This is a genomic window from Parapedobacter koreensis, assembly GCF_900109365.1.
Taxonomy (GTDB): domain Bacteria; phylum Bacteroidota; class Bacteroidia; order Sphingobacteriales; family Sphingobacteriaceae; genus Parapedobacter; species Parapedobacter koreensis.
In genome coordinates this window covers 375128-391903 of record NZ_FNZR01000001.1, presented here as the reverse complement: position 1 = coordinate 391903, position 16776 = coordinate 375128, and the positions used below count along the sequence as shown (strand labels likewise).

Below are 16776 nucleotides of genomic sequence, written 5' to 3'. Positions count from 1 at the left end.
ACAAATAACCATGAATACAGGCGAAGACATCCAAGCTCTACGAAAAATTGCGGACCTCAGCAGAATGGTTAGCATAGCCATCCTTGCGATACATGCGTACCTTACATGCTACCTTGCTTTCCGGCAATGGGGATGGACGGCAGATATCTCCGACCGCCTTTTGGCCAACCTATTGACAATGGGTTTTTTGGATGGAATGGCAAAACCGAAATTCGGGGCGCTCATATTCCTTGCCATTTCACTCATGGGAGTGAGGGGCCGCAAGGACGAAAAGATAAATTGGCGCAGCATTACCGCATACATCGTGAGCGGGCTATCCCTTTATTTCGCCAGCGCCCTCACGCTGTACCTGACCGTCGAAACCGACATGCTTGCCCTATGCTACATCGGCACAACCGCAATCGGATACCTGCTCATGGTCATCGGCGGCACCCACCTTTCACGCCTTGTCAAATTCAGCCTGCAACGAGACATATTCAATAATGACAATGAAACGTTTCCGCAGGAGGAAAGATTATTGCAAAACGAATATTCCATCAACCTACCTGCAAAGTACAACCTGAAAGGCAAACTCCGTGACAGTTGGATTAATTTCATCAATCCATTTCGCGGCCTGCTCGTGATAGGCACCCCCGGAGCGGGAAAATCCTATTTCATCATCCGGCATATCATCGACCAGCACATCAAAAAGGGCTTCGCGATGTTCGTCTACGATTTCAAATATCCCGACCTTACACACTTAGCCTACAACAAGCTATTGCAATACCGCAAAAATTACGGCATCACTCCCAAATTCTACATCATCAATTTCGACAACCTGAACCAAACACACCGTTGCAATCCGCTCGACCCCCACAGCATGACAGACATCACGGACGCGACCGAAGCAAGCCGCAGCATCATGCTCGGCCTCAACAGACAATGGTTGCAGAAAATTGGGGACTTCTTCGTGGAGTCACCAATTAGCTTCCTCACGGCCATCATTTGGTTTTTGCGGAAATACAGGGACGGCATCTATTGCACCCTACCCCACGCATTGGAGCTGATGCAGGTCGATTACGACCCACTGTTTGCAGTGCTAAGCCGAGAGGAAGAAATTAAGGCTTTAATCAGTCCCTTTTTGATGGCATTCCAAAACAACGCAAAGGAGCAACTTGAAGGGCAGATAGCATCGGCAAAAATCGGGCTTGGCCGCCTGTCCTCACCCCAACTATACTGGGTTTTGAGCGGCAGTGATTTTACGTTGGACGTGAACAACCCCGAAGACCCCAAAATCTTGGCACTTGGCAATAATCCGCAAAAGCTGCAAATCTACGGGGCGGTGTTGTCCCTGTTCGTGTCACGGATGATAAAGCTCGTCAACCAAAAGGGGAAGCAGAAATGTTCACTCATCTTCGACGAATTTCCCACGATTTATGTAGGCGGCTCGTCGGGCGTGGACGGACTTTTGGCTACCGCGAGAAGTAATTTGGTCGCTACTACCCTGGCAGTCCAAAATCAGGAACAGATCACGCGGGATTACGGCAGGGAAACCGCAGATGTCATATTCAGCGTAGTGGGCAACATCATCAGCGGACAGGCCACCGGGGAAACCGCCAAAGCACTTTCGGAGACGTTGGGGAAAATCATGCAGGAGCGAACCAGCAGCACCCTGAGCAGCAACGACACCACGTTTACCAAATCGATGCAGTTGGACTATGCTGTCCCTGCCTCAAAAATCGCCACACTTTCATCCGGCACATTCGTGGGCATGGTGGCCGACAATCCCAATGAAAAAATGGCATTAAAGATATTCCATAGCGAAATCCAAAATGACCATGAGGCCATTGCAAGCGAAGAAAGCAGATACAGACCTATTCCCTCTTTTGCGAACGTCACCGAAGACGACGTACGCGAAAACTACCTGAGAATAAAACGGGAAGTGCATGACTTAATGGTAGACGAATTACGGAAGATTGAGGCCGAAATGTCTCCTTCCGAAAACGACGAACAACCAGCGCCGACACACCACCAAAAAGCCAAGAAGCAAAAGAAACGCCGCACGGCAACTTCCCGAAATAGCGGACAACGACCCCCGATACCCCGGCAAGAGCAAAAAAACACCACAGAGCAAAGTGCAGTCAACCGCCCCACGTCCATGTGAAAATAATCGAGATTTGCCCTTTTGAGAAAGAGACAAAAGCCGCTAAAGAGACAGGATGTTTTAAAACAGGAGTTTACAAGGGAAAAATAGAAAAAACTATACTTGTATCGACAAGGTTGTTTCATATATTTGGGAGATGTAACGAACATTAACCACAACCAAAGAATGACATTAGCTTACATACTACTTCAAGCCATAAACCAAACAGCACAGCCAACCGTTACTATCTGGACAGTTATAGCAGTTGCAGCAACAATTATTTCAGCTTTCTCTGCATATCAAAGCCGAGGTTTTGCAAAAAAGTCTTACGAGTTAGCACAACAAAACTATGGTGACCGACAGGCCGATTTTAGTTTGTATTTGCATGAAGCATACAGGTGGTCAACACAAGCCGAACCTATCAAAAAAATCTTGCTATTTCATGTCGCTGTATTTAACAAGTCCGATAGCAAAAGTTCATTTAAGGCAGATTTAGAGATCGAGTATATAAGAGACGACGACTCTGTTGCCAGGGTTATCATTCACCACAATGAGAACCACAAAAGCGAAATACCTAAAGACAGTATTTCGGCATTTCCTAACGATATAAGAGTTGAAGAAAGAGGAATGATGTCAAAATGGTTGATGTTTGAACAACCTCAAAATGCTTTTGCTGGCTATAGGATTGATAAATACACTATTAAAGTAACAGATACTCAGGGTAACTGCCAAACTTCAGAATGCTCAATTATCAAAGAATTTGCAAATGGTTAGAAGGACAATCAAAGTTGTTGACCCGGTTTATAAGACAGTCGCTCAAGGAGCCTTTTCCTCAGTCGGAATAGGCGAGGGTCGAGTTATACCTGCATTAATAATTGATGTAGAGGATGACGAAAATATACCTGAGTTAATGCGGTTGCACAACGAGTTGCCCCCAGGAGATGCTAAAACTCAGTGGTCATTACCTAAAACATTTTTTGCTCCAAAGCATATTTATCTAATCGTAGAATTTCTACAACCGATGGAAATTGGCTTTGTAATCGAATTTCATTTATCATCCCAATATTCACTGGTTGATGGAATCATTCGATCGAAAGCTTTTTGTCTGATGACAGGTAAGTCAACTGATAAGGTTTCCCAAAGAATTAAAGATGGGATTGTGATTGAGGTTCCCAATTCAGAGTTTGAGAAGAAATGGAATAAATTATTGATTGATGTTTTGAAAAAGGAATTTAGGACTATGGGCGCCCCTAAAAAGGAAGTGCAGAACTTAATTCCTGAACACATAAAGTCAATGAGAGAGGTGTGGAACTTTAGGAGGGCAACATAAAAGTAGCAGCTAATAACCAACTTGATATTCTAAATAAACAGCCGATACCCCCTTTCTTTTATGTCGCCAATATTGTTTCGTAGTTCAAGTTCGTAGGGTTGTCAAATAGCCCACACCCACATCCATGTGAAAACAATCCAATTGAGTAACACAAAATTAAATTGTATAGCTTACATCGGTTTCAACAACAGAGCAATTGTGATGAGAGTATTCTTATAGCGCTTCTTGCATTACCTGTCAAAACAAGGCCAAAGAAATTATACAAAATGCGTAACAGATTAAATCTGTTAATGTTAAAACAATGCGCTTAAAAACAATTATTTATAGGGAGTAATTGAAAGACACTTGACATCCTTGCCTACAAAAGATTATTGCATATATTTGGGAGTTGCGCGTCAATATAAAGCATAAAGCATGGATAATCTTAGCGAACTTGAACAAGAAATCATTGACTACCTTATAGACGCTGACACTATTGGTGGAAATTTCGATAACGGCAAATCAGTTTGGCGCACATCTGGATTTCGTAGTCCTGACGAAAAGCCATCATTGGTACATAGGTTTACGATTAGAACTGACCCGCTCCTGATGGCCTCGCAGCACAATGATGCAAACATTGAAAATTTAATTCTAAGACTTTTTAAGCGAGACAAAGAATTAACAAATGTCGGAATAGTTATCAATGTAGATTTTGAAAAAAACGAAGCAACGATTCATCTGATGGAGAAAGAGAATGCAGACCTTTTTATAATTATCGGCAATTGGTTTGTATTCCAAAGAGTAAATTATATACTGGTGAAGGTTGCCAACTTTCTAAAACAGTTGGAAATTAATGGTTTTATCGATAAGGTTAACTTACGGAACAAATTACAGGATAGGGCTGATACATTTCCTTTTTATATCAATTGCGACAAAGACTATTTGACAACTTTAGAAATAAAAAATAAGGATGTCGTTGACAACTTCTTAAATTGTTTCAGCTATTATTATGTTCCAACGTTTAAACTTTTCGAGTTTAAAAATAATGGGTATAGTTCTCCTGAACTTTTGATAGCTAAAAATGATTTTTTAATCTCAAAACAAAATTTAAAGCTTGCAAAAGTTGGTTTATACACGGCTTTATTTAGTGCTTTGGTGTCCCTTGTTGCAATAATTCTCACGTTGTATAGTATAGGGATTCCCGCTTCTGTAAAAATCGACGAGAAGCAAATTCAGTCTATTATAGACTCAATTAAAGACGAGCGAATAAAACCTATTGTAATTGACACAGCTTTTCGAAAAGAATAGCAAACGCAAAACATACGTATTTATACAAGTGTGGCAATACGTTCTAAATTGGGCAGACGAATATAACGGCATCTGTATATTTTCAATCAGCCGGAGTGCTGCCAATCCCACACCTGTATAAATACTTAGTCGTTAGTGACAGGTATAAACAACAGAAGCCCATACAAGTGTACAGCATTACTTTACTTTCATCATTCCATAAACTCCTTGGAAAATGCAATCCCGATGAGTTGTACAAGATCATTGAGGAAATACAACCGGAAATAATATTCGAAGAGCTTTCCCCTGACACTTTTTCCTTTGTATATGCTGACGACTATATTCCAAATACAATAGAGGCAACAGCAATCAAGAAATATTTAAGGTGTTACTCTATAAAGCATTTTCCGGTTGACACTTATCCAATATATAAAACCGACCTTTTTTTTGGCGCCGATGAAATAGCAAAGCGAAGTGCTGAATACGTCAGACTGTGGAAGGAGCAGGTAGCAATGATTAAACAGGAGGGCCATAACTTTCTAAATAGTGATACCTGCTCAGAGCGTTTGGATAAAATACGTGTCGTTGAAGAAACCGTTTTATCGAGAATAAATGACCTAAAATTGCTTCGTGAACATAAATCTGAAAGTGAGCTTCATGATAAACGTGAAACTGAAATGCTTAGAAATATTTACAATTACAGCAAACAACATCTGTACAACAAAGCGATGTTTATTTGCGGAGCAGAACATAGAGAACCGATTAAAGCAAAAATACAGGAATACGAAATGGAAGGGGAATTGAAGCTGAATTGGGCATTTTACAACAACCTATGACAACAAACAGAAATTCCAAGCAGTGAGCCGTTAGCGAGCATGCAATTGACACCGTCAAAACTTCAATAAAACATCATAAATGAATTATTCCGACAATAAAAAAATCCTAAAAGCATTTTACGACAAACGAGGGCTTTCAGCATATTTTGACCAAGACTCTTTGTACTTAGAAAATGCATTTAATGAAATTACATCGATTTGGTTTGACAACTTTCAACAAATTGACAAGGTGAATTTCTTAATGATATCAGAAGCTCCGCTTTGGGGAAAAAAGAAAAAATACATCTATAATCCAAATACAAAAAACTCGCAGTTTTTCTATCGCAATGACTTAGGCGATATATTAAACAAAAACATTTTAAATAAGGAAAACTTTATCAAAGTATGTAATGATATTGGTTTTCTTATTCTTGACATTTCGCCTTTTCCTCTTAATTATAAAGACACAAAGATAAACTACGCTAAAAACAAGAATGGCAGTTTAAAACTTACTAAAAAAGAATATAGAGAATTAGTTCAACTAACAATTCCAACATTCTTTGAACAAAAAATCAAAACAATTGCCGAAAAAAAATCAACAAACATCAAAACATTCTTTCGTTATGCAAGGGTAAAAAATACCTTTGAAGACCTCGTATCAAAAGTGCTTATTGACAACAAAATTGTTAGGGATCAACAAGACATTGGTGCAATTTTCAAAAAAGGCGGAGGAATAGATAAGACAAAACTTGAAATGATAATTAAACAACAGCCTCTATAGGAATCAAGCAACCAATCGCTCCACATCCGCGTAAAAATCGGTATCTTTACATCATATTTCATGGCACTAACCTGCACGCATAAGTAGCCGATCCGTATTTCCAGTGTACTTTAAAGATGCTACTTATTTAGTTAACATCATTACACCGGATTATGGAAATAGATTTTACCAAAGCCACGTTCAAGGATTTTGAGGACATTCCCGGCCTCGATGCATTCGAGCGCGCCAAGACATTCAAACAGTTCACGGACTACATGGCCGAAAACGGCCACATGAATTACAGGCTTATCACAACCACCGGATGCGGGCCGGAAATGGACATCAAAACACCCTATGACAACAAGCCGCAACGTTGCGTTTGCTTCGTAAGCAATGACTACCTTAATTTCAGCCAGCACCCAAAAGTCAAACAAGCGGCAATAGACAGCATCGAAAAATACGGCGTAGGCAGTGGGGCGAGTCCATTGATAGGAGGTTTTTTTGAGTACCACAAAAAACTTGAAGAAAAAATAGCCGCATTCTACGGGCGCGACCCCGATGAATCGGCCACATTCACCACGGGCTATACCGCCAACAGCGCGACACTGCTATCCATGTTAAAGAAAAGTGACATTGCCATAGTGGATATGGGCGTACACGCCAGCGTCGCCGAAGGACTAAGGGGAACCAACGCAAAGACCTTTCCGCACAACAACCTCACTGCTTTGGAGCATATCCTCAAAACCGTAAAGGGCACATTCAAAACCAAGCTCGTGGTCACCGATGGCGTGTTTTCGCAGGATGGAGACGTAGCCCCGCTTGCCGAAATGTTCAAGCTCGTCAAACAGCACGGCGCATACCTCATGGTAGACGATGCCCACGGTATCGGCGTGTTGGGCCGCACAGGCCGTGGCGTGTTGGAAGATGCAGATTTGCTGGACAAGGTGGATATCATTTCCGGCACATTCAGCAAGACCCTTGGCCATATCGGGGGATACACCATTGCCAGTCCCGATGTGACCAATTTCATCCGTTTTCAATCCCGTCAGCAGATATTTTCATCGACAGCACCACCTACGGTCATGGCCATTGTCAAAGCCATCGAACTCATCGACGAGGAACCCCATTGGCGCAACAGTCTATGGCAGAATATCAACTATTTCAAAAAGGGACTGGAAGATCTTGGCATGGACACCGGAACCACTTGCAGTGCCATCATACCCGTAAAGATAGGTGATCCGCACCTCACCGGAGATGCAGGACGAATGCTGCTCAAAGCCGGAATATTCACCAATCCCATCTTGTACCCTGCCGTGCCACGGCACGATGCACGTATCCGTATGAGCGTGATGGCGACCCATACGAAAGAACACCTTGACCGAGCACTTGAAGCCTTTGCATACGTAGATAGCCAATTGAAAATCTCAAAAAAAAATAAAAAGGAGTAACGCTATGGGACCACAAAGGAAATACAACGGCCCGAAAAACAACAGCACGCGCACCATGCAAAAGTTCCTCGACGCAGTGGGAGAAATCATCACTAAATACGGGTACAGCGGATTAGTGATAAAAAATATTGCAGAAGTATCCGGATTGAGGAGAAGCCAGTTAGACCACCATTTCGGCAACATCAATAACCTCATTGAAACATACATTCGCAATAAGGATTATTGGGTAGGGTTTACTCAGCAGGTCACCGAGCTTATCAAACAACACGGCGGCAATTACGGGCGCGAGCTTGCCGAATCCATCATGATAAACCAACTGGATTATTTTTATCAGAACAGGGAAATGCAGCAGGTCATCCTTTGGCAACTGTGCGAACGGAATCCCATCCTGTTCAGGATTGGCGAGGAGAGGGAACAGCTTGGCGAGCGCCTTTTCAACATGACCGACCCGCATTTCCACGGCACCGATGTGGACATACGCGCGGTATCCGCGCTGGTCATTGCAGGGATATATCACCTCGTACTGCATAGCCAGTACAACGACAGCCTGTTCTGCGGGGTAGACATCAGCACTGACCAGGGGATGGAAAGGATAAAAAGGGCCATCAGATTGATTATGTCAAACACCTACGAATCAGCAAGAACACAAAAAGCTGAAAATAGCAACACGCAAAGTGGACGCTACCGGGCAACCAAAACGCCCGTCCGTGACCGTCGCAGACGGTCATACAGGCCATCATCGCAAATCAAAAAAAGGTGACAGAATGGACTTACCGGCCCCATCAGAACGCAAAAAGTGCCTTGCAACAGGAAAAATCTGCTTTGCTTCAAAAATGGAAGCAAGGCTTACCATCCTTAGATTACGATGGGGATTCAAAGCCTTGCACAATCGACTGGATGGCAGACGCATCAAACACCGACAGGGCAGACCCCAACAAAGGCGAGCCTATTATTGTCCCCATTGCGGAGGCTACCATCTCACCAAATGGGGCGAAAGGGATTTCAAACGATACGAAAGCAGGGAAGACCTCAGATAGTGCATAAAGTCAATCGTCAAACAACAATACCACTCCCCGCAAGTCTTCAGGAAGTATATTTTCAAGGGCATCCCTTATCACCAAAAGATTAGTCTCCTTTTCCGACAATCCGCCGCTCCACACGTTGATGCTTCCCAAATAACCCCATAAGTCAGTTATCCGCTCCGGCACGTATGTGGGATTTTCATCACACAGCCCCGATACACTGGTCAGCACGGTATAGCCCCCTGCTTCAAGCAATTGCAACAATTCGCAAGTCAGTTTTTCAAATCTCACCATCCCATCCACTACAATCAAATTGTAACATTTGTTTAAGTCATTTGCATACTAATTAATTTAGTATTTAATTTGCAGGTCTTTGAAGTTGTATTGTATGGATGTAGTATTGTATAAACGCGGTAGGTCAAGGAGTCTCATACCGCTATTCGGTGAGCGTATCCACGCAGGGTTTGAAAGCCCAGCCACAGATTATGAAGAAGAAAAAATTGATTTGAATGATTACGTCACCTCATACCCCGAAGCCACCTTTTATGCAAAGGTCACGGGCGATTGTATGGAAGGCTCCGGCATCCATGACGGTGATTTGCTTGTCGTCAATCGTTCGCTCACCCCGGCAAACGGTGATGTTGTAGTTGGGGTAATGGACGGTGATTTTATACTACGTGCATACCTGATGCATAGGAATGTTGAATATCTGATGCCGGATAATCCAGCCTACCGCCCGATCAAGCGCACGGAAACCACCCAATTCACCGTTTGGGGAGTGGTACAGCATACCATACACAATCAGCATAGGAGGAAAGATGTACGCGCTGATAGACTGCAACAACTTTTACGTTAGCTGCGAACGTGCATTTCAGCCCCAATTGCAGGACAAAGCAGGCGTAGTACTTAGCAACAACGATGGGTGTGCGATAGCCCGTAGCCAAGAGGCAAAGGATATGGGCATAAAAATGGGACATCCCTATTTTCAGTTTAGGGATACCCATCGCGATGTATGGGTACGTTCGTCCAATTATGCGTTATATCAAGACATGATGTATCGTGTTACTTCAATTATCCGCAAGTATTTTCCCGACCAAGAGATATACAGCATTGACGAGTGCTTTTGCGACCTCGCGGGTTATGCCCTGCTTGACCCGACCACATTGGCAACACGCCTACGCGGGGAGTTATTGCAATGCACAGGCATACCCGTGTGCATCGGCATCGCCCGAACGAAAACACTGGCCAAGATTGCCAACCGCATGGCCAAGAAGAAATCCAAGGATACGGGAGTCTATACCCTATCCACACCTGAGCAGGAGGCCGAGGCACTGGCTGCCACCGAAATCGGCGATGTATGGGGTATCGGCAGCCGCCATGCAACGCGGCTGGTGGATATGGGCATTACGGATGCATACAAATTCACTGCACTCCCTGCCGATTGGGTGCTAAAGCAGATGACAATAGTCGGTTTACGGATGTGGCGTGAACTCCGTGGCGAAAGCTGCATACCGATGGAGTACCACCGTAAAGCCAAGAAAGGCATAGGCACCTCACGCTCATTCGGTCGCCCCGAGACAAACCTAAAAGTCATGCTCGAAGCGTTGGCCACCTATGTGAGCATTGCAGCGGCCAAGCTACGGTCTCAGCATTGCGTCTGCAATCGTATTTATGTCTATGCGCGCACCAGCGACCACATCAAGGAGCAAGACCGTTTCGCCTGTGGATTGGAAGTGAAATTATTAACTCCGACCGCTAACGATGGGGAGCTCATACGCATTGCACAAAGCATACTACGTACCACATTCAAGCAGGGTTACCGCTACCAAAAAGTCGGTGTGATGCTATCCGACATCAGACCCGATACGCAGGTACAGCAATCACTGTTTGACACCAAACCCGATAACCGCGTCCGCATAGCAAAGGCCATACAGGCGATGGACAAGGTGAATCGTCGGGAAGGGCGTGATACTGTCCGTATGGCTGCAACGGGCAATGAAGGCCAGTGGACGATGAAGCAAGAACATCGGTCAAAAAGGTTCACCACAAAACTTTCGGAGATAATTGTTGTTGTAGCGAAATAGTCTTGACAGCATGTGTTACCATACATCCACTCCCTCTAAGAAAGCATTGAGGGAAGCATTTCCAAAATACCACGTAGATTGGGATGGAAATCTATATTCGCCGGACGAAGAATATTACCACGTAAGCGGATTTACAAGACCGTGGTTGCCTACTACGGTCAATGGAAAACCGGACGATATCGGCCTATCAAGGTGGAAGCTACTGCCCTTTTGGGTCAAGTCCGAAAGCGAAGCGGCCAAGTATGCCAACACCCTCAATGCCGAGAGTGAAAGTATTTTTCAAAAGGCCAGCTACAAAGATTACATCGGCAAGTACCGTGGCTTGCTTTACGTCAATGGTTTTTACGAACCCCACAAGGTGGCCGGACAGAAGGATACCGAAAACTATTACCTCTACCTGCCCAATAAAGAGATTTTCACCATTGGCATTGTGTACTCACCGTGGGAAGACAAGGAAACAGGCAACCGCTACAATACGTTTTCCGTCATCACCACAGCAGCCAATGAGCAATTGGAGGAAATACATAATGAGAAGAAACGCATGCCACTCATTGTACCCCCCGATAAACGGGACGATTGGCTTGCAGCCAAAGACCCCATAGAGATAAAAGAACTTATGCAACCGTGGGATGGGGAGTTTCTTACCCACCGCACGGCAAGAGTAACAGCCATGAAAGGCGATACAAATTACCCCGAAATCCAAAACGAAATATAGAAATTATGGAACCATTTGAAATAGCGCAACGCGACGACGAAACCACCATTTACGTCACCCATACCAATACAGGCAAGACCATCAAGTTTTCGCCCACGGAAGACATTCCGGAACAATTAGAGGAGCAGCAGAAATCTATCGTATACGACGACTTAGGCGGCACCTACATCGCCGAAATGGCTGACGGGACGGTGATTGACCACGATCTCATAGATATCGCTTGGGCATATTACAACCAGGATGCTTGGCGAAACGCTAATGAAAGCGACGATTCACCGGAGTAACCACCGATTATTGGATTTTCGCTTTTTCCAGTACGGTATCAAGCATCCGGTGCAGCGTGTAAACAAAATCAGCGGGCCACTTGGGTTGTTTACCAAGACCTACCCACACGTTTCTACGCTCATCGTAGAAATAGGCATGGCAACAACCCTTTTTATCCGTGAGGTGGACATTCGCTTGTCCACCGTTTTCAAAATAACTGTATGGGATGGTCTTCCGTTGACCTAAATAATCAAAATCAAGTGTACCGCTATGCCTATTCATATTGTCTATACAACTATATCCACCTTGTTTTCCGCAATACTGTTCATCATTTTCGCAATTTTATATCGCAGGTCTTCCGGCCACGTGCCAATGTCCCCCTGCAAAAGCCGCCATTTTTTTCCCACACGCATAAACTTGTACACCGCGTCATCCTTGCCAAAAAGGGTAACAGCAAGTTTACCCGCTACATACGAAGTTTCATACCTCACATGGAGATAACGGGTGAGATACCACACCCTAGCCACATTTTTCGGTTGTTCATTACTGCCAGCCATAGCAACGCAAATATATGCTAAAGTAATTAGTAAATCAAAATTATTGAACCGCCAAAATTCCCGCAATATTGTTAACTTCGCATCATGGATACCATTGAACTCATCGCATACCTGAAAGAAAAAAAATCCTCTTTCCAAGGCCCTGTCCACATAGGTGGGGGGGCTACGATCACGGTTACAGAGCAGTTCTTTAAATCCCACTTCGGGGCATTGGAAGATCCGGATATGAAGCCACAACACAAAGAGCTATATGTATTGAGGTTGCAACGTTTCTATGATTCCATCCGTAATTAAACCGTATCGCCGAACGCAGTAAAAAACCACGTCCCCAAAAACTATCCGAACGCATTATGGTGCCGCAGTCACGGATACAGAACGAATTTCGTTCAGGCTGGTTTACAGCGATTTTCATCGAGCTTTTAATTGCATATAAAAGCAACGTTGCTTAAATTTGTGTTAATTACTAACCTCAAAAGCATTAGACGATGAGAACGATTGTTTATAGTTTTCTCAAACGGCTGCCTTTTTGCTTCGTGCTTTTCGCCTCATGTCATGAAGACGAGCGGACAGGGGATGAAAATTTTTACCGCATTGCAGGAGAGTATTACCACCTCATCAATAAGTCAGAAATGGATAAATACGTGAATGACCCAACCACTGGCTGCATATATGCAATCAGCAGCGAGGAAGAACGAATACCCGTGTCAGACAATCCGAAAGTCAAACCCGTACTTATCATTTCCAAAACGCCCGACACACCGGAAATGCCGGATTGGGACTGGCAGGACAGCACTATAGGCCAAGAACGGTAGTGCGCATTAAAAGGCTGCCAACAATAATAATCCCTATCTTTGCCGCATGGCCAGTACGAAACCAACCAAACAAAACGACGAGTTACTCAAAGGGGCATTTGAAGAATGGTTCATCGAATTTCTTCGCTTCATTTATCCCAATGCAAACGACCTGTTTGACTTCGCGCGCGGATTGACCTTTATGGACAAAGAGCTTTTGGCCATCATCCCAGAGCGTGAGCGCAAAAAAGGCAAACGCGTGGCCGACCTCTTAGTAAAGGTGTATCTCAAAGACGGCGCCGAGCGGTGGATTTTGCTGCACACCGAAATAGAGGGAGGCAGCCAAGAGGATTTTGCGTTTCGCATCTTCCAATATCATTATCGGATTTTAGACCGTTATCGCGTTCCGGTTGAAACCATCGCCGTATTCACAGGTGACAAGAACCAACACAAGCCATCCGAGTACGTTCATAGGGGCATAGACACATCCATCCATTTCCGCTACCGTGCGTACCACATCTTCGACAATGACGAGGCCGAATTGCTGCAAATGGACAATGCATTTGCACTCATTGTTGTCGCTTGCCAAAAGGCGTTGCTGGAGGGCAAAGTACCGGATAAGGAATTGAGCGAGGACAGGCTCACCATCGCCAGGGCGCTGCTCCGGCACGACTATGATCACGACCGCATCATCAGCTTCTTGGTGTTCTTGAAAAATTTCTTGTATATCAAAGATTCTGAAATAAATCGTATCTTTGATGAGCATGTGATACAACTGACAGGAGGTGCAATCAATATGGGAATAATTGAAACAGTAAAAAAACAAGAAAGGCAAAAAGGCCGCCGCGAGGAGGCCATCGCCATCGCACGTGAATTGAAGAAAGAGGGGCTTTCCGTAGAATTTATTGCCAAGACCACCAAGCTCACGATTAAAGAAGTCGAAAAACTTTAATCCGTTACATTTCACCAAGGCAGAAATCGCCAAAAGTCCGTGCCTATTTTGGCAACAAGAAATAGACACTATTGCAAGATATAAGAGCAAGCCATCCGCTACGAACGGGTGGCTTTTTTAATCCCAATACCTAACCACCAACCCAAGTAAATCTATAATTTAATCTTTGATACAATGGAAAACTACAGAATCGAAGTGCGGCAGTTTTACGAAATGAAAAAAGCCGCAGGTGAATTGTCGGTAAACTTAACCTATCCATCACCGGCCAAGCTACGCAACGAGTGTCTAATCCAATTCAGAAAGAAAAAACACCACAGGGATGACGACTCAACGCTCAAATCTTTCTTCGGGCTTCTGCCCACCGAAGAATTTCATGAAATGGCCATCAAAAGGTTTGATATAGACAAATTTAAACCCCTTTGCAGTTTGTTGAAAAAAGAGTTTCGAACAGATGAAAAAAACATCGAACTCCTTGCATGGCTCATTGATTTTTGTCCACGACCCTGCGCAAAATACTGGCGTGAATCGCTCAAAAAAACACAGGCCACGGCAAATGTAGTAACAGAACCGACCACAGTTGAAAAAACCCAACAAGAATCTTGGCTACCAATGCCGAGAGTGAATAGGCCACCCCTGTCAAAGCTCTATGTGGGAGAAAGAAAAACGATGGGACGGATGGAAAGAAAGTTATACCGACTCAGCAATTATCACCGAAGCAAGCAAATCCAAGAAGAATTATTCAACGAACCGGAAATCATGGGCAATCGCCTTATGACAAGTCCGTCTTCTATCTTAGCCACCAGTGCCGTGGAAAATAAATCGAAACAAGTCACGCTTGAATATCCATCGGGCGTGAAACTTTCGGTGAATGCTCATGACATTTCACTAATCGCACAACTGGTGAAGTTATAATGCTGGTACAGGGGATACGGAAAGACTTAAAAGGGGCTTTGGATTAAAATTCAAAGCCTCTTTTTATAATTAAAACAAATCGCTTAGGCTGACTGTCACCACAATATGGAATATGAATTTAAAGATATACCTGTAGAAATTGAGGAGGGAATCCATTTCTTCAACTACCGTTATACAGAAACAAGCAAATACGGGCAAGCGTGCTATATCACTTCAGAAGGAAAAACACTTGTCATCGATGAAAATTTTGAAAAGCTTGAAAGCACCATGCCCGAAAGCTGGAAAAAACCCATTATAGATAAGTTACAGTTTCTTCTTGAGCAGAAGAAGTAAGGTTTTTTAAATGACGAAGCCGCCTAACAGGCGGCTTCTTATGCAAATTATTTGCCTTGTCAGAATCGTCTTCATGTTTTTCTCGCCCCTCATAATACCGTCAATGTCCATCCGGTGTTAGGCTTTCTGTGGATACTCATGACATTCCGCTGATTGCACAATCAGTCAAGTTATGAATGCAAAAAACCATTAAACTCATTCAGTCGGATTCGATGATGTTAAGGCAACATACTTTTCGAAATATCCTCGTAAATATTCAACTTCCTTTTGCAATTGTTCAACCAACAATTCATAACCATTAGTATGGTCATTAACAACGTATTGTTTATGGCTACTGCCAGTCGAATTTGTTTGAGTAAAATAATATATTTGAGCCAAAGCAACTTCCATAACCTGTTGCAAACTTGTGTCGAAATGATTGACTAATATTACAAGCAACTCTATTGTTAATGGATAGACACCAGCTTCAACCTTTTCCAAATCCACCGCCTTTACACCAACCGCTTTTGCAACGTCTTTTAAATCCTCGCCTTTATCGCTTCTAATTTTAGCGAGGTTTTTGCCGATGGTTTTTAGTAATTCTTCCGGTATAATTTCTTTGTTCATATTCGCTATCATGGCTTTTTCGTTGTTTCTAAATTTTTCTCAATGAAATTCCGAAGATAAGAAATTTCTGATTGAAGTTGTTTAACCAATAAATCATATCCATCAGTATGCTCATGGACAACAAACTGTTTATGGCGGTCTCCGGATTTATTCTTTTGGGTAAAATTGAAAATTTGTGAAATATCTAAATCCAGGATTTGTTCTAAACTGACTTCAAAATGATTACATAATTTTATTAGAAGGTCAAAAGTTAGGTTGTACTGACCACTTTCGATTTTGCTAACCACAGGATGAGTTACTCCAATGGATTTTGCTACACCATCCTGTGTTTCCCGCTTTGCATTTCTTATTGCAGACAGGTTTTTCCCAATGGAAATCAATAATTCGTCAATCGAAAGCCCCGTTTTCATATTTTCAATTATCAACAATAACTCGCTGCCAAGTTACCAAATTTAACATACAGGAACAAATTTTATGAGCCGTTATTTTTAAATCATTTAATGTTTGAGCATCTTTGATTACGGATAACATTGAAATTATGAAAAAAGGAAATATTCAGGATTCAACATAATTTGGTAGTTTTGTAGCCTATTAATGGGCTTAACGTCAAAGCTACTGTGGCCCTCTCCACCCAATGTTTAGGAACCTCAGTAGCGGCGAAGTGAAGCCCCCGTGTTCGCTTTTTATATTGTTATCGATATAAATATGTTTACGGCATGGGGTGCTCACTCGCTTTCCGAACCATTGGGTGGAGAGGGGGCGAGCAGAGGCCCCGTGCTATTTTAAGCCTCTCTCGCTG

At 43.4% G+C, this 16776-nt stretch carries 23 protein-coding genes; 18 read left to right on the top strand and 5 right to left on the bottom strand.

The window, feature by feature from the left end; translation table 11 throughout:
• Positions 1-10 precede the first annotated feature (10 nt).
• The 9 genes from mobC to BMW65_RS24030 all read left to right on the top strand — a co-directional run bounded on the left by mobC (position 11) and on the right by BMW65_RS24030 (position 8785).
• On the top strand, positions 11-2143 hold the full coding sequence (gene mobC / locus BMW65_RS01695) for a conjugal transfer protein MobC (protein WP_090602265.1): 2133 nt from the start codon (positions 11-13) through the stop codon (positions 2141-2143).
• A gap of 165 nt (positions 2144-2308) precedes the next feature.
• A complete protein-coding gene (locus tag BMW65_RS01690; protein ID WP_090602263.1) occupies positions 2309-2896 on the top strand; it encodes a hypothetical protein in 588 nt (195 codons plus the stop codon).
• Complete coding sequence (locus tag BMW65_RS01685; RefSeq protein WP_090602262.1) at positions 2889-3452, top strand: hypothetical protein; 564 nt, start codon at positions 2889-2891, stop codon at positions 3450-3452. Before BMW65_RS01690 ends, BMW65_RS01685 begins: the two co-directional genes overlap by 8 nt.
• 414 nt (positions 3453-3866) lie before the next feature.
• Positions 3867-4739, top strand: coding sequence for a hypothetical protein (locus BMW65_RS01680; RefSeq protein ID WP_090602260.1), 873 nt, complete (start codon positions 3867-3869; stop codon positions 4737-4739).
• A 167-nt stretch (positions 4740-4906) separates the two neighbouring features.
• Positions 4907-5554 carry a hypothetical protein gene (locus BMW65_RS01675; RefSeq protein ID WP_177180950.1) on the top strand — a complete coding sequence of 216 codons (648 nt, stop codon included), beginning with the start codon at positions 4907-4909 and terminating at the stop codon, positions 5552-5554.
• A 79-nt stretch (positions 5555-5633) separates the two neighbouring features.
• On the top strand, positions 5634-6314 hold the full coding sequence (locus tag BMW65_RS01670) for a hypothetical protein (protein ID WP_090602257.1): 681 nt from the start codon (positions 5634-5636) through the stop codon (positions 6312-6314).
• 152 nt (positions 6315-6466) lie between these two features.
• Positions 6467-7741: an aminotransferase class I/II-fold pyridoxal phosphate-dependent enzyme gene (locus tag BMW65_RS01665; protein WP_090602256.1), complete on the top strand. Its 1275-nt coding sequence runs from the start codon at positions 6467-6469 to the stop codon at positions 7739-7741.
• A 4-nt stretch (positions 7742-7745) separates the two neighbouring features.
• Positions 7746-8501, top strand: a complete 756-nt coding sequence (locus BMW65_RS01660; RefSeq protein ID WP_090602254.1) for a TetR/AcrR family transcriptional regulator — start codon at positions 7746-7748, stop codon at positions 8499-8501.
• 137 nt (positions 8502-8638) lie between these two features.
• On the top strand, positions 8639-8785 hold the full coding sequence (locus tag BMW65_RS24030; protein WP_177180949.1) for a hypothetical protein: 147 nt from the start codon (positions 8639-8641) through the stop codon (positions 8783-8785).
• A 2-nt stretch (positions 8786-8787) separates the two neighbouring features.
• Here BMW65_RS24030 and BMW65_RS01650 read toward each other — a convergent pair whose 3' ends face one another.
• Positions 8788-9057 carry a hypothetical protein gene (locus BMW65_RS01650; protein WP_090602251.1) on the bottom strand — a complete coding sequence of 90 codons (270 nt, stop codon included), beginning with the start codon at positions 9055-9057 and terminating at the stop codon, positions 8788-8790.
• A gap of 94 nt (positions 9058-9151) precedes the next feature.
• Between BMW65_RS01650 and BMW65_RS01645 the strand changes: the two genes are divergently transcribed.
• Genes BMW65_RS01645 through BMW65_RS01630 form a run of 4 tightly spaced genes read left to right on the top strand, consistent with a single transcriptional unit; the run spans position 9152 to position 11846 of the window.
• On the top strand, positions 9152-9619 hold the full coding sequence (locus tag BMW65_RS01645) for a LexA family protein (RefSeq protein WP_090602249.1): 468 nt from the start codon (positions 9152-9154) through the stop codon (positions 9617-9619).
• Entirely contained in the window at positions 9582-10847 is a 1266-nt protein-coding gene (locus tag BMW65_RS01640; protein ID WP_090602247.1) for a Y-family DNA polymerase, read from the top strand. Before BMW65_RS01645 ends, BMW65_RS01640 begins: the two co-directional genes overlap by 38 nt.
• A gap of 10 nt (positions 10848-10857) precedes the next feature.
• On the top strand, positions 10858-11562 hold the full coding sequence (locus tag BMW65_RS01635) for an SOS response-associated peptidase (RefSeq protein WP_090602245.1): 705 nt from the start codon (positions 10858-10860) through the stop codon (positions 11560-11562).
• A 5-nt stretch (positions 11563-11567) separates the two neighbouring features.
• Positions 11568-11846 carry a hypothetical protein gene (locus tag BMW65_RS01630; protein ID WP_090602244.1) on the top strand — a complete coding sequence of 93 codons (279 nt, stop codon included), beginning with the start codon at positions 11568-11570 and terminating at the stop codon, positions 11844-11846.
• Between the two features lie 7 nt (positions 11847-11853).
• On the opposite strand, the gene BMW65_RS01625 is transcribed toward BMW65_RS01630, so the two are convergent.
• Positions 11854-12108 (bottom strand): hypothetical protein, encoded by a 255-nt coding sequence (locus BMW65_RS01625; protein WP_090602243.1) that lies wholly within the window; start codon positions 12106-12108, stop codon positions 11854-11856.
• Between the two features lie 5 nt (positions 12109-12113).
• Complete coding sequence (locus BMW65_RS01620; RefSeq protein ID WP_090602242.1) at positions 12114-12383, bottom strand: hypothetical protein; 270 nt, start codon at positions 12381-12383, stop codon at positions 12114-12116.
• An 84-nt stretch (positions 12384-12467) separates the two neighbouring features.
• Here BMW65_RS01620 and BMW65_RS01615 point away from each other — a divergent pair, with 84 nt between their 5' ends.
• The 5 genes from BMW65_RS01615 to BMW65_RS01595 all read left to right on the top strand — a co-directional run bounded on the left by BMW65_RS01615 (position 12468) and on the right by BMW65_RS01595 (position 15371).
• Positions 12468-12677 carry a hypothetical protein gene (locus BMW65_RS01615; RefSeq protein ID WP_090602240.1) on the top strand — a complete coding sequence of 70 codons (210 nt, stop codon included), beginning with the start codon at positions 12468-12470 and terminating at the stop codon, positions 12675-12677.
• Positions 12678-12868: 191 nt separating this feature from the next.
• The gene (locus BMW65_RS01610; protein ID WP_090602239.1) at positions 12869-13195 is read left to right on the top strand and encodes a hypothetical protein; all 327 of its coding nucleotides are present in this window, start codon (positions 12869-12871) and stop codon (positions 13193-13195) included.
• 46 nt (positions 13196-13241) lie between these two features.
• Positions 13242-14126 carry an RpnC/YadD family protein gene (locus BMW65_RS01605; protein ID WP_090602237.1) on the top strand — a complete coding sequence of 295 codons (885 nt, stop codon included), beginning with the start codon at positions 13242-13244 and terminating at the stop codon, positions 14124-14126.
• 174 nt (positions 14127-14300) lie between these two features.
• Positions 14301-15038, top strand: a complete 738-nt coding sequence (locus BMW65_RS01600) for a hypothetical protein (RefSeq protein ID WP_090602236.1) — start codon at positions 14301-14303, stop codon at positions 15036-15038.
• A gap of 105 nt (positions 15039-15143) precedes the next feature.
• Positions 15144-15371, top strand: coding sequence for a hypothetical protein (locus tag BMW65_RS01595; protein WP_090602234.1), 228 nt, complete (start codon positions 15144-15146; stop codon positions 15369-15371).
• 195 nt (positions 15372-15566) lie between these two features.
• Here the strand turns inward: BMW65_RS01595 and BMW65_RS01590 are convergent, their stop codons facing one another.
• The gene (locus BMW65_RS01590) at positions 15567-15989 is read right to left on the bottom strand and encodes a helix-turn-helix domain-containing protein (protein ID WP_090602232.1); all 423 of its coding nucleotides are present in this window, start codon (positions 15987-15989) and stop codon (positions 15567-15569) included.
• The gene (locus BMW65_RS01585) at positions 15986-16387 is read right to left on the bottom strand and encodes a helix-turn-helix transcriptional regulator (RefSeq protein WP_090602231.1); all 402 of its coding nucleotides are present in this window, start codon (positions 16385-16387) and stop codon (positions 15986-15988) included. The genes BMW65_RS01590 and BMW65_RS01585 overlap by 4 nt, the downstream gene beginning before the upstream one ends.
• Positions 16388-16776 lie beyond the last annotated feature (389 nt).